Annotated in this window: 12 protein-coding genes; 1 reads left to right on the plus strand and 11 read right to left on the minus strand. The window is 53.1% G+C overall.

Annotated features, from left to right (window positions below; translation table 11 throughout):
* Positions 1 to 95 precede the first annotated feature (95 nt).
* From PA598K_RS25710 to PA598K_RS25760, 11 genes are all read right to left on the minus strand, one after another.
* The gene (locus PA598K_RS25710; RefSeq protein WP_128659706.1) at positions 96 to 944 is read right to left on the minus strand and encodes an Rpn family recombination-promoting nuclease/putative transposase; all 849 of its coding nucleotides are present in this window, start codon (positions 942 to 944) and stop codon (positions 96 to 98) included.
* Positions 945 to 1,177: 233 nt separating this feature from the next.
* A complete protein-coding gene (locus PA598K_RS25715; RefSeq protein ID WP_128659707.1) occupies positions 1,178 to 1,555 on the minus strand; it encodes a GtrA family protein in 378 nt (125 codons plus the stop codon).
* Complete coding sequence (locus tag PA598K_RS25720; RefSeq protein WP_128659708.1) at positions 1,548 to 2,507, minus strand: glycosyltransferase family 2 protein; 960 nt, start codon at positions 2,505 to 2,507, stop codon at positions 1,548 to 1,550. The genes PA598K_RS25715 and PA598K_RS25720 overlap by 8 nt, the downstream gene beginning before the upstream one ends.
* Positions 2,504 to 4,081: an ArnT family glycosyltransferase gene (locus PA598K_RS25725; RefSeq protein WP_260405612.1), complete on the minus strand. Its 1,578-nt coding sequence runs from the start codon at positions 4,079 to 4,081 to the stop codon at positions 2,504 to 2,506. Before PA598K_RS25725 ends, PA598K_RS25720 begins: the two co-directional genes overlap by 4 nt.
* A gap of 36 nt (positions 4,082 to 4,117) precedes the next feature.
* On the minus strand, positions 4,118 to 6,430 hold the full coding sequence (locus tag PA598K_RS25730) for a glycosyltransferase family 2 protein (RefSeq protein ID WP_260405613.1): 2,313 nt from the start codon (positions 6,428 to 6,430) through the stop codon (positions 4,118 to 4,120).
* 104 nt (positions 6,431 to 6,534) lie between these two features.
* On the minus strand, positions 6,535 to 6,723 hold the full coding sequence (locus PA598K_RS25735; RefSeq protein WP_128659710.1) for a hypothetical protein: 189 nt from the start codon (positions 6,721 to 6,723) through the stop codon (positions 6,535 to 6,537).
* A complete protein-coding gene (locus PA598K_RS25740) occupies positions 6,720 to 8,054 on the minus strand; it encodes a sugar phosphate nucleotidyltransferase (protein ID WP_128659711.1) in 1,335 nt (444 codons plus the stop codon). Before PA598K_RS25740 ends, PA598K_RS25735 begins: the two co-directional genes overlap by 4 nt.
* 42 nt (positions 8,055 to 8,096) lie before the next feature.
* Positions 8,097 to 10,361 (minus strand): cellulose biosynthesis cyclic di-GMP-binding regulatory protein BcsB, encoded by a 2,265-nt coding sequence (locus PA598K_RS25745; RefSeq protein WP_128659712.1) that lies wholly within the window; start codon positions 10,359 to 10,361, stop codon positions 8,097 to 8,099.
* Positions 10,358 to 11,227 (minus strand): diguanylate cyclase domain-containing protein, encoded by an 870-nt coding sequence (locus PA598K_RS25750; RefSeq protein ID WP_185602232.1) that lies wholly within the window; start codon positions 11,225 to 11,227, stop codon positions 10,358 to 10,360. The genes PA598K_RS25745 and PA598K_RS25750 overlap by 4 nt, the downstream gene beginning before the upstream one ends.
* 377 nt (positions 11,228 to 11,604) lie before the next feature.
* Positions 11,605 to 12,717 (minus strand): GntR family transcriptional regulator, encoded by a 1,113-nt coding sequence (locus PA598K_RS25755; RefSeq protein WP_128659714.1) that lies wholly within the window; start codon positions 12,715 to 12,717, stop codon positions 11,605 to 11,607.
* A 106-nt stretch (positions 12,718 to 12,823) separates the two neighbouring features.
* Positions 12,824 to 13,693 carry a GNAT family N-acetyltransferase gene (locus PA598K_RS25760; protein ID WP_128659715.1) on the minus strand — a complete coding sequence of 290 codons (870 nt, stop codon included), beginning with the start codon at positions 13,691 to 13,693 and terminating at the stop codon, positions 12,824 to 12,826.
* Positions 13,694 to 14,148: 455 nt separating this feature from the next.
* Between PA598K_RS25760 and PA598K_RS25765 the strand changes: the two genes are divergently transcribed.
* Complete coding sequence (locus tag PA598K_RS25765; protein WP_128659716.1) at positions 14,149 to 17,436, plus strand: endo-1,4-beta-xylanase; 3,288 nt, start codon at positions 14,149 to 14,151, stop codon at positions 17,434 to 17,436.
* Positions 17,437 to 17,442: the final 6 nt, after the last annotated feature.

Consider the following 17,442-nt stretch of genomic DNA (forward strand, 5'->3'; position numbering starts at 1 on the left):
ATTAGCCCCTTGAGTGTTGCACGCAACACTCAAGGGGCTAATTCTACCGATAAGTAAGTTTATAAAGTGAATTTAAACAATTACAATTTATGCATTCAATGCGTTCGTTTCAGTTTACCAACTTGCTCGGCGGAAAGTCCCGTTAATTCGGCTATAGTCTTGATGTCCATGTCTTTATCCAGCATGTTCTGCGCCACTTCTAGTTTCTCTTTAGAGCGACCAATGGACTCGCCCTCTGCTCTAGCGCCTTCCAACATCGAAGCTTCATCATGCAGGGCTTTTTGTCTCATCTCATACATGCGGCGTGCTTCTGCATCTTGGCTTAAATATTCTAATGCTGTCATTGCTTTGCCCAAGGTTGGCTCATTCACCTTCAACACCTCCCAGTTGGTCGTGTCTTCGCTTTTCAGGAACAACAGCCAGTTTAGCAGGCCGCCTTCATTTGGTATGATGTGCTTATTCAGCTTTGACAGTTCCATGATGTGTATTTCAATGTCATCGATTAACGTTAGTCCGCTATTATCTTCACGTAAATGGAAGACGTTATGATAACGCTCATTGGGCAAGATTGTGAAGTTGAGGATATTAATTGTCACACATTTTTTGAGCTTTTTGTAGGACTGGCCTTCCTCCAATTGCCCTGAATATTGTTTGCTCCAGTAGAACAGCGTGCGCTTCTCATTATCGTACTTATTGAACAGCTGCATTTCTACGTTGATTAACTTGCCTTCGGCTGTCTTGGCCTGAATGTCAAATATCGATTGCTTATCACGCGGCGAATCCTTGTCTGTGTATGGATTCAACAGGACGATTTCGGTTAGTGGTGGCTCCCCAGCTTCCATAAAAGTTCTGTTAAGGAAAGCGAGTAATATATCTTTATTTTCTTCGCTACCGAAGATGCGTTTGAATACGAAATCATTCTTGGGGTCAAGCAGATCATGCATCCGAATCAACTCCAATCCTTATCAATATTATACCATGATTTTCAGTTCTGTTGCATAATGACGCACAGCGCTTCAGTTGATATTTTCCTCCAAGGAGTTTGATGGATAATATGAGGACACAGCGCTAACCACAGTGGTAGCGATAAGGTCAGGACTTACCCAGACTCCATACAAAAGAAAACCGCTTAGACACAAGGGATTCCTAGTGTTTGGCGGTTTTTCATGTTCGAAACTCATTTAAACGTCCAACGGGCGTGCAGCAAATAATTGCTAAGGGGCACGACGAACAGCGCAACCACTTGGCCGCCCAAGTATGGCCATGAGAGCCAATGTACGGCGACGTACATAATGCCCGAATTCAACAGCAGTCCGATCAGCGATATCACACTGAACTTGACGAAGCGATGGCTCATCCGTCCCTCTCCGGAGGGAAGGGCAAACGTCCATCGTAGATTGAGATAGAAGGATAGGATCAGCGTCAGGATGAAGCCTGCCGTCGAGCCCAGCACCGGATCGACCCGAAGTCCCTCTACCAACGCAATCAGCGTCCCCCAATGGACTATTGTACCGAGTATGCCTACAAGACCGTATTTCAGGATACGCTTAGTCATCTCTAGCTTTCAGCTCGCGGCTAATCAGATAGCGCGGACGGCCTTTGATTTCTTTGTAGATGGCAGCCAAATACTCGCCAATGATGCCCAGACTCACCATGATGATACAGCCAATGATCAGTTGGAGCAATATAACCGTCGTGAAGCCCGTCACGGCATCGCCAGTCATCTTGCGCAGCAGCGTCTGCCCGCCGAGGACAAGCGCGCCGATCAGAAAGCCGATCCCGGCCAGACTGACCAACCGCAGTGGCAGCGAGGAAAAAGCGATAATTGCGCCCACAGCCAGCTTGATCAGATTGTAAAACCCCCAGCGGCTTACGCCTGTCTTCCGCTCCATCACGTCGAACTCCAGCTGCACCTTGGAAAAGCCCATCCACTGGGTCATGCCTCGAAAAAACACATTGCGTTCGCCCATGGATTGCCACGCTAACAAGACACGGCGATCGAGCAGCTTGTAGTCCGATGCGCCCTTAAGATTGTAGCCCGTTAGCTTGCTCAGCAGGCTATAGAACAGCTCCGAGCCCAGACGGTTGCGCAGCGGCTCCGTACCCCGCATACGCTTCGTACATTCGACGATATCCGCCTTGCCTTCGCGCCAGATCGCCACCATCTGCTCCAGCATAGCCGGGGGATGCTGCATATCGGCGTCCATGATGATGACCGCCTGGCCCCGCGCATGCTCCAAGCCTGCGCATAGCGCAGCTTCTTTGCCGAAGTTGCGGCTGAGTCGGTACCCGTGCACATTAGCCCCTTCGTATTGCGCCAGTTGCTCCCACATGCCGTCAGTCGAGCCGTCATCCACGACGATGATTTCATAACGGTCCGTGATTGACGCCAATCTCGCTCCGATTTCATCCAGCGTTGCGATGATTCCTTCCGCCTCGTTATAGGCGGGGATCACCACAGAGATTTCCTTTTCATCGCGCCCGCCTTCGTGCTTCCTGCCGATCATTGCTCCTCGTCCTTTCCGCTGGGGTCTATAATCCGGTAGAGCCGCCATTCCCCGTCGACATCATACACCAACTCGCTGAATTCCGATCCGTTGGCAAAGAAATTGGGGTACACGCTATTCAAGATGCTCATGGGCGCCGTCTCACGAGGGCGGGGGAGCAGGATATAATCGACTCCATATTCCCAAGGTGCCGAGATCGATGCCTTGAACTCATAGTCGCTGGTGATAAAAAACTTGCGCGGATACTCGCTGCTCACAATAATCAGATAGGCCGAGTAAGAATCGACCATAATGGTGGCATCCGGGTAATGCTCATCCAGGTATGCGGCCAAGGCCCGGTCCCGCGTCTGCTGCTCGGTATGGGCCCCGCGCGTAATCGTCGTGTATTCGTCAGGCGCAATCTGCGGTTGGGACAAGGCATACCCAAGTACTGCTGCGCTGATAAGCAACGCGCCCATACAGCTAATCACATAGCCCGTGCGCGCCCGTGCTTGGCTGATCTCATAGGGGAGCCAGGCCACCGTAATCGGAAACACGTATGAAAAATAACGAAACCACACAAAGCTGGATTCCTGCAGCACAAGCAAGTACTGGAGAGCCGGGATGGAGAAAACCGTGAGCGCCATAATCAAGACATCTTTGCGAAAAAGCCGACCCTCAAACAAACGCAGCAGCAATAACAGGTAAAACAACACGCCGAAGTAACTGCTCTTCTCCATCACGACGCCCAGCGCGTACAAGGGGTCGCTGAACAGCTTATCGCCTCCGTCGAAAGTCGCCATCTGCGCTTGGTTCGAATACTCGGAATTCAAAAAGTAAAACGGATTGTCCATAATAATGTAGTTGAACCATATCCACAGCAATCCAGAAACTACAGCAGGCATCAAAAAAAGGATCAGCGTGCCTTCCATCTTGTTGAGGTGTTCACGCTGCACTCCGGTCCCCTGCCTGCGCACTTGTTCTGCAGCGATGACTAGCACGATACCGACAGCGACAGCTGCCCCAAGCGGTACCGCCTCGTACCGCGTCCAGAACGCTAGCGCCAGTGCAAAGCTGCCGACAATGACGGCATTAATGCGCTTGAAGCTCATCCAGATGGCAAATTCGACGACGGTCATCATAATAAACAAGTTAAATGGCGCGTCGCTGAGCCCCGTAAAACCGAAATAAAAGGTCAGCGGATTGAACGAAAATAGAAGTGCGATCGCTACGCTGATGCCGCGATTTAATTTGAATTGGGCATGACACGCGTGGTAAAGATAAACCGCCGTCAGCGCCGTGAAGGTGCAGCTCATCAGAACACCCGCGACGCCATGGGTAGCCATGACCGGAAAAACGGGATATAACGTCAAAAAAAGCATATTGGCCAAGCTAGGCAATGGATTCCAGACGAATCCAATGGCAGCTAGGTGGGGATCCCGGCTAAACATCACATAGAAGGCATTCGCCACCCGGCTCATCGCATCGGAGTGCATATAATTCAAATTGACGGTCTGGTAGAAGCCATAAGCAAATGGAGCCCCAAATACGACGACAAATAGAGAAAGCAAAATCCAGCGATCGATACGCTTCACCTCAACCCCCCCTTTGTTGCGACTCGACCGGGTACGCTATAGCGTCGATGAGTGTGACTGCCCGTTCTGATCAGGCTTGGCATCAAGCCCATGGGTTGTTTTTTCCCAATAGAACGGTTTGGTAATTAGCTGCCAGGCTGCTTTGTAGGCTGCAATGCTCATCATCATCCAGTACAAAGGCGTCAACAAGGCATATTTGACGAGGCGATAGGATACGTAGGTCTGTTTTTGCTTCTCCAGGCTACTGACAACCCAATAGACACCAGCTATATTGCTGTACACAAAGAAGAAGTTCGCCAGATAAAGCTCAATCGCTGCCAAATAATAAATGACGCTTGGAAAAAACTTGGGGATAAACGACATCTGCCAACCGAACCAGAGCAGAAGCAGCATCCAGAAAATCGGGTTGAGCATCGGAATGATCGGTGTAGCTAGCACGACAACCTGGAAGCCGAAGAAGCCGCGTGTGCCGACTTCGCGCCACAGCTTGAGCGGATGGCGCATATGGACCAGCCAGGTTTGCATATACCCTTTGATCCATCGGGAACGTTGGCGTATCCAGTTGCCAAAACGGCTGTTTGCTTCTTCCCACGTATGCGAATCGACGATAGCTGTCTTGTAGCCTGCCTTGTAGAGCCGTATGCCCAAATCCGCATCCTCGGTGACATTATAGGGGTCCCATGCGCCCATCTCCTTCAGTGTTTCCGTCTTGAAGTGATTGGAGGTGCCCCCGAGCGGAATGGGAATGTCCAGCCGCATAATGCCAGGCAGCAGAAGCTCGAACCACATGCTGTATTCCTGGGTAAACCAGCGGGTCAATAAGTTCTGCTCGCTATTAAAGTAGTTCAGCTTGGCTTGAACGCACACCGTATTGGACGAGCAAGCCTGGAAGGTCAGGTGAACCTTCTTCAATTGATCCGAGTCCGGGCGATCTTCGGCATCATAGATGACCACATAGTCGCCCCGCGCGCGGATGAGACCGAAGTTGCACGCCTTGGGCTTGGTTTTGGGCAGGCTATCCGGTACGACGATGACCGTGTAATAGGAGGGGAGCTTCATATGCTTTAACAGCTCCTGAGCCTCGACATCATCGTATTCGATCAACAGCCGCACATCCAGCTTGGCCTTCGGATAGTCCAGGCGCTCCAGGTTGGCGAGCAGATGCGGTATTACCGCGCTCTCCTTGTACATCGGCACGAGAATCGTGTAGACGGGCAGCTCCCGTTCATCCACCGCTTCCAGCTGCTCGGGCGTGAAGCGGTATTGGGCCCCGCTGCGCGACCCGTACATAATAATGACAAACTTGAAAAAGGTCATGAAAAAATAAACCAACTGCACGCCTATATTGAGCGTAATGGCTGTTCCGAGCGGATGCAGCATCAACGAACCGGCAAGGAGCGCTAAAATAATCCATAACGCTGTATATTGCCTTCGGGTAATCGTCGTGCTGGCCGAGTTATGCGGCTGCTCAATCGCCAGCTTCGACGTGCTCTCCTCCAGCATTTCCTCCCCGTACACGCTGGAGTAGAACATCTCCATCTCATTCTGCGTCGCGAGCACTTGCTCGATCGGCAGCTTCAGCAGATCTTCAATCTCTGCCAGCCGGGCGCCCTCGAGCGGAGCGGTGACCGCAGCAACATAGCGGTTGGAATATTGATGGATAATGACTATCCCGTAGTTTCGGGCGAGCGCCTCTGGCAGCCTCGTCTGTGACTCAAGATCTACATAACTGCCGATTCTGCCTATGCTATTTTGGGTTGCAATGGCGCGGTACAACTGCTCCGGTTCAATGAAGCGCAGCGAGAGCAGAATATCGCCGAGCATGCCGCCGCTTTTCTTCTGGAAAGCCAGCGCTTTGTCCAATTGGCTTTTGGTAATCAAATTGTGCTGCAGCAGCATATCGCCAAGGCGCAGCTTGTCCTGATGGTTGCTGGCCAGGAGCGTTTCAAGCTGCTCTGGCGACACATAGTCCAGCTCAACGACGATATCCCCTAGCCTGCCGCCGTATTGCTGTTGCATCTCGAATGCATGATCCAACTGCTCTTGGGAGATAAGCCCGCTGGCGAGCAATTGCTCGCCAAGCCTTGGCTTGGGCGGCTCGATCGTCGGCGTTTCAGCTGCCGCTGCTGCACTTGCCTGTTGCAGTCGCTCCGTCTGTTTGGCTCGCTCAGCAATTACAGCTGTATAAGGATGACTCGCCGCCAGATAGCTGGCGCTCTCGTCCGCTTCCTTGCTTTGCAGAATGCTGATTCGCTGCTTGGCGGCCAGGATGCGACGGCGCAATTCCTCTGCTTCCTCGTCAAGCTGCCTCAGCAGCGCTTGCTGATCCGTGCGTTGCCGCTCAAGCATCTGTTGCCGTCGTTGCAAATATGTCGTGTCATCCGTTGCGGGAGCCTCCACCTTGCCAGTACCCTTGCCCTTGCGATGTTTTGGATAAAGGGAGCTGAATAGGCTCATAACGGATCACGCGCTGCAATAAGCTGCGCCTCAAGCTCCTGAAGCTGTGCCAGCTGCTCCCGAAGCTGTTCGTTTTCCTGCTGTTTCTGGGAATACAGTCCAAGGAACGCTTCGCATTCCTGGGTAATGGCGGCATCTACGAGTTCAATGGCCTGGCGAAGCCGTAACTTTGCAAGCTCGTTCATACATTAGCCTCCTTCGGCTTCGTAGCCTCGACCCCGATAGTGACCGTCTCTAGCAAGCGAGTGTCCACAGAAGCGATGAAGCCAAGGCTGCCATTGTCAGAATAAGCAATCCCAGCCGTGGCGGGTGTCGAATGGCTCTGGGAGATGATGAAGCCCCCGCCAGATGTTACGATCAGATTCGAATGAAAGCTGCTCTCGTAGGGCAACAGCTCCGCGCCAGCCGGCAAGTAGTGCAGGGTGGTAATAATGGTCTGGATGGAGGGAGCATCGACCGCTTTATCTACCAGCTTAGACCAGCCGTTGGTGACTCTCGCATGCTCGGGATCGTCGGATAGCTGGCGCACTTGCTCGACCAACTGCTTAATCGCAGGCGCGCGCTCCTTGCTGCAGACGAGTATGCCCTCTGAGCCAGCAACGATAATGGCATCCTCAATGCCGGATACTAACACGGGAATGGATAAATCATTCAGAATATGCGTATTGCTGCTGGCGTTATCCTTTAATCCCTTCCCGGTAACCGGTTCATCCATCGTATCGGCTATCGCATGCCAATTGCCCATGTCCTGCCATTTGCCGTCATACTGCAGGCAGGCGATATTCGGTTCATGCTCGACCACCTCGTAGTCGAAGCTGCGGATCGGCAAAGAGGCATATTGGCTGCGCAAAGCGCCGTACGTTGTCGGGAAGCCGCGCTCCTGCAAGTGCTCGATCATGTAACGGAGGCGAAATGCAAAAACGCCGCAATTCCACAGGGCATTCTCTTCGATCAGCCGGGCTGCCGCCGCTGTCTCCGGCTTTTCCTTGAAGCCTGACACGCTGCGAAAGCCGTCGCTTGCCGGCTCATGGCTCTGGATGTACCCGTATTGCTCGGACGGATAGGTAGGGATGGCGCCGACCAGCCCCAATTGGATATGCGGATGGGCATCCAGGTTTTGCTCCAGCTCGGCAGCGCGCTCGTAGAAGCTTATATCCGCTTTGCCATCGACAGGCATGATCAGAATGACCTCGTCGCCGCTCACATCAGACATACTGTGCAAATAGGCGGAAGCCAGGGCAATCGCAGGGAACGTATCGCGTCGCTCCGGCTCGCTCAGGCAAGGGATGGCTTGTCCGATCTGTTCTGCGATCAAGTCCGCTTGCTGCGCGGAAGCCGTAACGAGCGTGTCCTCCAGCAATCCAAGCCTGCCGAGCTGGGCAACGGTATTTTGCAGCATGGACATCATATCGCCGGATGAGTTTTTCATGATTTTCAAAAATTGCTTGGAATTAATGTCGCCCGATAATGGCCACAGCCGTTTGCCCGAGCCTCCAGATAGAAGGATGATTTTCATAGTCAAAACCCCCTGGATTTCATTAGGGTGTGCAGATACCCCCTAGTCGCCGCGTTTGCGCAGAAGCCAGTAGCCTGCAAATACGGCAATGAGAGCGAGCAAGAGAATGATGGCGAATGCAATCCCTGATATGGTGAAGTCTTGCCAACGCTCATTGACAGTTGGTTGGCTGATCGGGCTGGCGGCGACGACATCCTCTGTCTCTGGAAAATTGAACATCTCGCCCTCTGCATCCAGAGCAACGAGACGTCCGCTGAGTTGGCCGCTCTGCTCTCCGTCAGCGATGGCCGTCCGCAAGTCCTGCAGTCGCTCTGGCGTTGCTGCTGCTGCGAGCAACAGGTAACGCTCCTGATTGAGCGGAGAGCGAGTAAGCTGCAGAGCAGCATAGTTGTGTGCCAGCGGGTCCAGCAGTTGCACCTCAGGCGTTTGCGAGTTCATCTTGTCCCCGGCAAAAGCGACATAGCTGGTATCGTAACCGTTGAATGCCTCAGGCATGGATGCTTGCGTGCCAATAAAAATCACATGCCGGTTTTTCGCTTCTTGCTGCCACTCTCCGCTAAGGTCCTGAACCAGTTGCAGTGCCGATACGTCGGGAAGGCTAGCGCCGATTTGCCCGATCAGGCCTAGTGCAAGCTGGAGCTCGCGGGTTCCCAATACGGGTGCGACCAGTGTAGTCGGCTCCCAGGCAGCGGCATTGGCGAACGGGTAAGGGAGGCTCTGCAAATTAGCCGTTTTGCGGCCAGTCGGGATGAAAGATAACGTCGTATGCTTACTTATAACAGCCCAATTGCCCAAGTTGTTGTCCTGGCAACGGAGCTCGCCGCCCACAGTCTCGCCGCTTCCATCGTTGGCAAATTGGACTTTAATATCGATGTTCAACGTACGGTTGACGTCGATAGCCGCAGGCGGGATGAACACATCCAGCACTTCCTCGGCATTGGCAGACTCGCTAAGTGTAATGCTTTTGACTGGCGTGCCGTTCACCGTTACCGTCAGCATCGATTTATTGTGATCGATGGCATCGGAATGGGAATAGGCAAGCTGAAGCTGTGCCCCGTCCGTGATATCCCGGTCGGCGGGAATGATGTATTGGAACTGGGTTGCGCCTTCGATGGCATTTTCAATCTTTAGATCACTGTAACCCATCTCTTGCAAGGTAATCGTATAACGCTCATCCACCGTAAGCTCTTGTGCCTCTGCAGGGAGCGTGAACTGCTGCGGTAGCGGCAATACGCGCCCTCGGAGCTGGCGGTATAGCTGCTGGGAAGTCAGAATCGTGGCCGCTTCCGCCAGCTGCTCGGCGTCGCCGGAGACGAGCATCGCTGTCTTGCCTCCGTTCCATGGAGAAGCCAAGATCGTGATGGCATGCTTAGCATCAGCAGAGACGCTGGCACTCACCTTGGCGGCGGCAGCCAGTAGCTCAGTGCCCGCGCTGCCCCATTGCCCGGGTTCGCCGATCCAGATCGAATGGCTGGACGCTGGCAGCTTGCCCGCGACGGCATCCGACTCTGTGTAGACCGGAATGGCGACCTTGCTGTCCGGCGATTGCTGGACGACAAATTGAGCGAGGCTGGCGGCGGCAGAGAAGCTGCTCTGGCTGATGTTATCGGGAACGACAAGGATGGCTTGCATCGTTGTCTCCAGGCCGCGCTCGATGAACGGGCTCGGATAGTGGCTGAGATCATAGGCCGCATAACGTGGCACGAAGTTCAGGCTGGCTGTGCTCTCGGCAAGGACTCGCAGCCAGAGCGCTTCGTTAAGCGGGTCCTCGCAATAATTATTTGACAGCTTCATAGATCCTTTCAGCGTCAGCTTATGGTAGCCTGGCCCCAGGGCCAGCTTGGACAGGTCGATGCGCAGCCGCTGCTTGCTGTCTGCGGCGCCGTCCAAGGCGACAGTCTCGAGTGGGATATCATTCAGCAATACGGTTAGCGATGACCATTCCTTCAACAAGAGTCGCGAATACGTATAATAGATGTCGATATAGGAGTCAGCGCCAAGTTTAACCCCGTTGCCAATCTCAAAATAAGCGTCCTGCTGGACGAGCGAGCCCCGAAGGGTCACTTCGCCATAGAAAAGCTCTGCGGATCGCTTGGTGGAGGGCGAGGCTTGCGTGACTTCCACTGCCGAGGCAGCGGCAGGCTGATCTCCTGCCGGAGCTTCCGCGGTTGGCGTCGGGGCAGGCAGCTGGCCTGCTCCGGACTGCTCCGCCCGCACGGCAGCAGGGGAATATAGAGGTTGAAGCCCTATAAGAACGATAAGGAGCAACAAGATATATTTTGGCGAGTATCGGGCAAAAAATCTCATAGGATCACTCCATTCCCTTCCAGCTTGCTCTGTGCGCTGTCCATCAAGCTACGGGCTTCGATGCCGTCAGCAGGACAGGCGGCGACCCCATACTTCATCCGTATTTTTACCTGGCTCTCTCTGCGAGGGCGCACCAGCATCAGCTCGGTAAAGGAATCGTTAAGGCTGTCCATAAATTGCGATACCTGCTCCAGACCCTCATCTTCATCGCGTTTAGGAATAATAACCGCGAAGGACCCGAGGCCCAGATGGCCCTTGGTAGGAGGGAGATTCTCCAGATCATTGATGGAACCTGCGATTTGATTGAGAAGGAACTGCGACTGTTCGTAGCCGAACAGCTCTTTGTAAGCCTGGAAATGATCGATTTCGGCGATAACAAGGAAAAATCGCGTCCGCTCCCGCAAGGAACGCAGCACCTCTTCTTCCAGTTTGTAAACAAATGCCGGACCTCCCAAAAAGCCTAACTGCTGCTCGACGCTGTTCAGCTCAATTTTGGACGGGTCTTCGACAGCCTGCATCTGTTCATAGAGCGTAAGCTTCTCCGTCAGCATGTTTGCGCTCCGCGTCAGCTTTTCGATCGAGCCGATAAGTCCGGCAAACGGGAAAATGGCCAGCCAAACAAGCTCGTTCCAACCCAAAGATGCTTCGGCGCCTTGCTGATACCAGCTGTAGAGCTGGAAAATGCCGTATCCGAGCATAGCTATGCCGGAGCCAAGCAACGTTTCAGAAGGACGGCGGAAAACGCCGACAAGCAGCAAGAGCAGAGAGAGCGCCAACCAAATATAGCTGTGCTGGAACATGGGGGCTGTCAAATAGGTATAGAGACAGAAAAACAGTGCGGCGAGCAATTGTACAAGGCGAAACATGATGCCCATCCTCCTAGCAGAAATTATCCTGTTCATTGTTGTATGTATGAAAGCTATGTGCGGACTCTTACAAAACTATACCACTAATATCTCAACAACTTCTGAACATCAATCCTATCATTTTACCATAAAACAACATCATTCGCCTCCAGTGCAAAATAGATCGAATGCGGTCGATTTTGCTTGCCATGCCTTAAGCCGATGGTCTGCCCGGTGGCTGTTGAGGCAGCGCAGATGATCTATAATTTGCTGATCGGCTTGGAGTAGCAGCCTGCTAATCATGCACAACTAACACAAGAAACGGCGCATCTGTCCTCGCAAGGGCAGACGCGCCGTTTCAGGTTTATTGTTACGCTTGGCCAACCGGTCCGCCGAGCTTAGGTGCTGCGGCCCTCTACCAGTTGCACGGGCACGACGATTTGCTGGAGGTCTGTCTTGCCAGCGATCGTGTCGAGCAGCAGCCGGACGGCTTGCATGCCGATGCTGAGCTCCTGCTGCTCGATGCGGCTAAAGAAGTAGCCCTGCAAATCTCGTAACGGCGGGCAATCGAAGGAGAGGATGGCCAGGTCTTCAGGAATAGCCAGCCCGCGTTCGGCGGCGATGGAAGCGACAACCACTGCCATGCCGTTGGAGAAAGCGAATATGGCGGTCAAGTCCTGCTGGGCGTCCATCCATTCCTTGACCGCCTGCTTCGTTGCTTCCATGTCGGAGAAGCAGACCTCATCCAGCCTGGTCAGCCAATGCGACGGCTCGAGCTTCAAGCCGGCCGCCTTGGCTGCATCCAGATAGCCGGAGAAACGGTCTTCCGAGCTGGCCGTGATGGATTTGGTGCCGGAGAGAATGCCGATTTTTTTATGGCCCTTCTGAATCAAATATTCGGTGCCGATATAACCGCCACGGTAGTTGTCCGAATAGACGGCATTGGTTTTGATGCCCGGCAAGTAGCGGTCTACGAGCACGAAAGGAAAGCCGTCATTTTTGAGCTGTAGGATGGCATCGCTATACGCTTCGCCATCGACAGGGAAGATGATGAGCCCGTCCATGCCCGCCTGCAGGAAGGCTTGGATCCCGCTGCGTTCTTCCGGCTGCTCCATAGCGAAGCGGATCGACAGCAGCACATTGCGTTCGCGGCATTCCTTCTCGATGCCCTGAAGCAGCTTGATGACGAATTCGTCATTGGCGAGCGGCAGCAGCAGGCCGATTTTCAAGCCGAGCTCGGCGTGCTCGCTGCTCTGCCGGGATAGAAGGCTGGTATGGCCATCCGAGACGAAGGAGCCTTTGCCCGCGATCCGATAGATGAGTCCGTCTTCCACTAATATCTTCATCGCATTCTTAATCGTGACCCGGCTGACATTAAATTGATCGACGAGCTCAGCTTCGGTAGGGATCTGGTCGCCCGGCTTAAGCTCTCCCTGTTCGATTTTTTGTTTGAGCATTGCTTGTATTTGTAAGTATAGAGGCTGGTTTGCCGAATTCATGGATTGGGACATACACTAAAAAGTCTCCTTTGAATTGAATCAAATATATTAGAATATATTATAACATTTTAGTCATGTTCCTTTCAATCCCAATTTTACAAATTGGCAAACCGTTAAATCAGGATTCAAATTTCAACTGAAGCGAATCGCAAACAGCCGTATAGCCTATCTTTTGATAAATGCTATTGGAGGTGGGATTTGCCAGGTCCGTGTACAAGACACACTTGGTAAATCCTTTATTCAAAGCCAACTGACTTAGCTGCGCCACAATTGAAGTGGCATAGCCCTTATTTCTCTCGTAAGGAGGGGTATAAACAAATGCCACTCCAATGGCCGTCTGCATTACCCTTGTATATCCCGCCATCGAGACGGGTACCCCGTTGACCTCTAAAACATAAAGCTTCTTTGCTGCGATTCGATGAAGATAGTGGGCCGCATCTTGCGGGATCTTCATTTCGGTTTTGCCATAACTCGCCGCAGCATAGAAGGCTTCAACCCAGTAGGGGAAAAAGTGCATATCCTTTTCATCCAGCAAGCGAAAGGTGCCCACCATTGGAATATCCGGATTGACTGCCGTTAGCTCATAAATACGCTGATTCATCGTCGTTGAACAGGTTAGTCCATGGCGTGAAGTATAGGCTTTGGCGAAATACTCGGCCAAGCTCCTCTCGGTCAAGACCCCTGGAATGTCATACTCCTGCAATCCCTCGATCAGACAGTCCACTGCTTCAGGATGAATGCGATTGCCGGTGGCATACAGCGTAATATTGTGCGGAGGCGTCATAATGGCGGTAAGTAGAATGCCCTTGGCATCGGATACCGTTGCCATCAGCCAGTTCGCAGGATCGCGCCAGTCGGATAGGTCTGTGCCTTCATGCCCTATTATAATGTTGCCAAGAGGAATCAAGTTTTGGGCTTCATGAAGCATCAACACCGGATAGGTCTCCTTATAAAACGCATGGACATCCTCGTACAATTTGAATTGCATGGCATAGCCCCCTTTCAGACGATCAATACAGCTTAATATAAAGCGCGAGGAATATATTGTCAATAAATCTAACGATAAACAAGCGATAACGAAACCCAACATTCCCGAGCATCTATCAAAAAATTTATTGCTTACTATTTAAGGCGCCCTTCATTTCACACGGAGGAGCGCCTTATTTGTGCGCTTTGCAGCGTTTCATCCCGCAATATGCTTAAAGGTGTTAAGTCCTCCGTCTATGTTAGATGAAAATAGTAAGCTCTTTAAAAATGGTTAACGCGAATATTGTGTTTGCAAGGAAATATGTTTATAGACGCTTTTGCAAAGCGATGGCTACAATGATGGCGTTGCGGCTTGGAAAGCAGGCGTCAGGCTTGGAAATTTAGGAGGTGAAACGTTGTATTGATAACCTTGTTGACAAAAATCGCCGCTCGAACACTGAAAGGAGCCAAAATAGGATGAAAAGTAAAAAGCTATCGATCCACGTATCGCGCATTCTTGTCGTCGTCATGCTGCTCTCCTTGTTGTCGTTTGTCCCCGTCCCGTCCGCTTCGGCCTCGGCTGATGGCGAGAGCACGGTTGCATTGAACCAACTCATCGCGCAAGCCGAAGCGCTAAAAGCCGGCAATAAGGAATTCCCGCTCCAGGTTAGCGAGAAAGGGGATGGGGCGGATGTGAACCAAGCGTTTCCTTGGGTAAGCGCCAGCGAGCTCGAAGCGCTCGAACAGACGCTGAAGCTCGCACGTAATCCGCTCACTCCAGTTGACGAAGCGATAGCGAGTCTTGAGGAAGCGATCGCGAAATTCAGCGCAACGATCAAAGCGGATGGCTCAGATCCATATTTCCGTCTGGATCCGGGTCCTGGCAAAATGCCTGTAAAAGTGACTGCGCCGACCAATGTCTGGACGACCAGAGCGCCGCTCGATAATCGTGTGCCCGCCGACTTTGCTGGCAGCACGCACAAGATGATTCCGTATCCTTTCGCAGATGCGCAGGGCAAATCGGATGTACTCCAGATCAATTATGTGCATAACGGAAAGAGCACGTTTGGCGGCATCACCCTGGTATCTCCGCTGTCTCCGGCTGTAAATGTGGCCGCAGGCGCAACGATTGAATTTGATGTGTACTACCCCAAGAGCGCGCAGGGCAAATTCATGCGATGGAGAGTACGCAACACGAACTCCGACCTCGATAGCTACCTTCGGGATTACCAATACAACAATCTGAATCCTGACTGGGTGGGGAGCTATAACGGCGAGACCTGGCTGAAGGCCCACCATAGCATTAACGCGACGGCAGGCAATTCGTCCAGCTTCATCCTTGAGCTGCACGGCGAGAATGGGCGTACGGCAGAGACAGGCATGCTGCTGGTCGCGAACATCCAAATCACCGAGCCTGATCCTAACGGCGAGGCGCTCCCTAATGTAGTCAACAAGGAAAACCAGAGCGCAGTAGCGCCGCTGAAGAGTGTATACAACAAGGAAAATGGCCTGTTTATGGTCGGCTCGATCGGCACCGGAGCCGTAACCGGAACACGAGCTCGCCACTATGAAATTTTCGTCGACGGCAACAATCTTAAGGCCGAGCCCACCCATCCCCGCGGTCCAAACTGGCTGAAAAGCGTAACTGGCGAGCCCCTGAGCGGCGCCACGACGACGCCTGGCTTGGCGGAATATAATTTCCCGACCGGTTCTTATCAAGCGATCCGGGATTCCGGCACTCCCGGGCAGTACAAAAATCACGGCCATGTGCTGGCGTGGTACAACCAGGCGCCTTCATGGATGAGGCAGATTATTCCCGCGAACCTGCCTTCCGGTTATACCGGCACGTCCAAGTTTTACGGATTGGGCAATGGCGTCACTACGACAGTGAAGGTAGACAAGGAAAGCGCCAGAAGGGTGCAGTACAACCACACGATGACGGTGATGCGGCACTTCCTGACGACGGATGCCAAGTACGGCTCCAGCGAATCTCGCGGGGTCATCCCCTTCAATTCGTGGGATGTGCTGAACGAAGAGGTCCACGAAAGCCGCCACAGCGAGAATATCCCGGCTGACCCGAACAGCTGGAAAGCAAGCCTCAAGCATACGAACTGGCTGGTTGCCATGTCGGATGATCAGATCGATGGCGACATCAAGGAGCATTATGTGTACCTGCTGTTCAAGTACGCCCATATCGCGGCGCCCAACGCCAAGATGGCGGCGGCTTACAAAGCCAACTATGCCGATCTTCCCGAGTATATGAAGCTTGACGGACACGACGCGAACGGCAGCATCGACGCTTATATCGTGGACAGTCCGCCGAAGCTGACCTACAACGATTACGACATCTCCTCCCGGACCAAGGCAAGGACTGCCTACAACATGATCCGCGAGTTGAACACGGCATGGCTCTCCGATCCGCTGTATGACGGCAGACCGCTGATCGAAGATATGGGCATTCAAGGGCATGATGCGGTCAAAGAAACGCTAGCGAGCGATAATCAATATGCGATGGCTCTTTATGCCTCGCTCGTTGACGAGGGTCTGCTGTCCGGTATTGCGTTCTCCGAGTTCGACCTGAAGCTTCCGACCAGCTCTCCAGGCGGCGGAGCGATCGCTCCTGCTGTACTTAACGTGAGACAGTCGGATGCGCTTGGCTATCAGTACGCGCTTATGTATAAGCTGTTCACCAAGTTCGCCCCGTACGTCGATCATATTATCAGCTGGGGGGTTACCGGCTCGGGATGGCAGGGCAGCTATGTGCTGTTCGACAGTCAGGCTAATGCCAATGCTGGCTATTACGGCGCCATGAATCCAGACCGATTTATTCTCGGCCATTCGTACCTGGATGATTTCTATGCGGGCGAATATGAGAAGCTCCAGGATGACTATGCGATTGACCTCGGCGATCTGGGAACCTATACAGTCGGCGGGCCCAAAGCGCCGGTCAGCTTAACCGGCGCAGATCATGTCTCTGCCGGCAGCGCCTTTGATCTCGTCTACGGCTTGAGCCGCGTGCAGGGCGAGGTGCTGGCGCAGGATGTGACGATTACGTATGATGCCGACAAGCTGGAGCTGGCCGCTCCGCCGCTCTCGACAGACGAGGAGTCGTTCCTCGTCGTCGATTACAAGTCCGAGCCTGCTGGCACACTCCGTATTTTGGGCGTTCATTTGGGAGAGAGACAGACGAACCCGAATGTGGATCTGATCAAGCTCGCATTCCAGGCCAAAGAGAAAGCAGCGGCCGGACTGACCAACATCGAGGTGACCGGGGTCGTGACGGCGGATAGTGCCGGCATCGAAACCGTCCATGGCGGTACGGTGCATACGGTCCAGATCAACGTCATCGACAAGGCGGCGCTGATCAGCCTGATCGCGACTGCCCAAGCCGCGTATGACGCAGCGGTAGAGGGTCATCTGCCAGGCCAATACACGGCAGGCGTCAAGCAAGCGTTGCTGACAGCGATTCAAGCGGCCCAGCAAGTCGCAGATAATGCGGAAGCTACCGAATCGCAAATTGTCGAGGCGGCAGCGAAATTGAATCAAGCCTTGACTACGTTCAGAGCATCGGTCAATGTCACGGATCGGGTCGACCTGAACAACGACGGCCGTTACTCGGTCGGAGATCTCGCGATGGTAGCGAAGCACTACGGCAAAAACAATCAGGACCCGGCATGGGATAGCTTCAAGGCTGTCGATGTGAACGGGGATGGCACAATCGATCTGCTTGACCTGGTGATGATTGCGAAGCTCATCATCCAATAGGCTCAG

Origin of the sequence: Paenibacillus sp. 598K (genome assembly GCF_003851045.1) — a bacterium.
Taxonomy (GTDB): Bacteria; Bacillota; Bacilli; order Paenibacillales; family Paenibacillaceae; genus Paenibacillus_D.

What these genes read in the sequence shown, in the direction of transcription:
- PA598K_RS25710 (WP_128659706.1), bottom strand. Translation starts at nt 944, where the DNA reads ATGCATGATCTGCTTGACCCCAAGAATGATTTCGTATTCAAACGCATC.
- PA598K_RS25715 (WP_128659707.1), bottom strand. Translation starts at nt 1,555, where the DNA reads ATGACTAAGCGTATCCTGAAATACGGTCTTGTAGGCATACTCGGTACA.
- PA598K_RS25720 (WP_128659708.1), bottom strand. Translation starts at nt 2,507, where the DNA reads ATGATCGGCAGGAAGCACGAAGGCGGGCGCGATGAAAAGGAAATCTCT.
- PA598K_RS25730 (WP_260405613.1), bottom strand. Translation starts at nt 6,430, where the DNA reads ATGCTTGAGCGGCAACGCACGGATCAGCAAGCGCTGCTGAGGCAGCTT.
- PA598K_RS25735 (WP_128659710.1), bottom strand. Translation starts at nt 6,723, where the DNA reads ATGAACGAGCTTGCAAAGTTACGGCTTCGCCAGGCCATTGAACTCGTA.
- PA598K_RS25740 (WP_128659711.1), bottom strand. Translation starts at nt 8,054, where the DNA reads ATGAAAATCATCCTTCTATCTGGAGGCTCGGGCAAACGGCTGTGGCCA.
- PA598K_RS25745 (WP_128659712.1), bottom strand. Translation starts at nt 10,361, where the DNA reads ATGAGATTTTTTGCCCGATACTCGCCAAAATATATCTTGTTGCTCCTT.
- PA598K_RS25750 (WP_185602232.1), bottom strand. Translation starts at nt 11,227, where the DNA reads ATGTTTCGCCTTGTACAATTGCTCGCCGCACTGTTTTTCTGTCTCTAT.
- PA598K_RS25755 (WP_128659714.1), bottom strand. Translation starts at nt 12,717, where the DNA reads ATGTCCCAATCCATGAATTCGGCAAACCAGCCTCTATACTTACAAATA.
- PA598K_RS25760 (WP_128659715.1), bottom strand. Translation starts at nt 13,693, where the DNA reads ATGCAATTCAAATTGTACGAGGATGTCCATGCGTTTTATAAGGAGACC.
- PA598K_RS25765 (WP_128659716.1), top strand. Translation starts at nt 14,149, where the DNA reads ATGAAAAGTAAAAAGCTATCGATCCACGTATCGCGCATTCTTGTCGTC.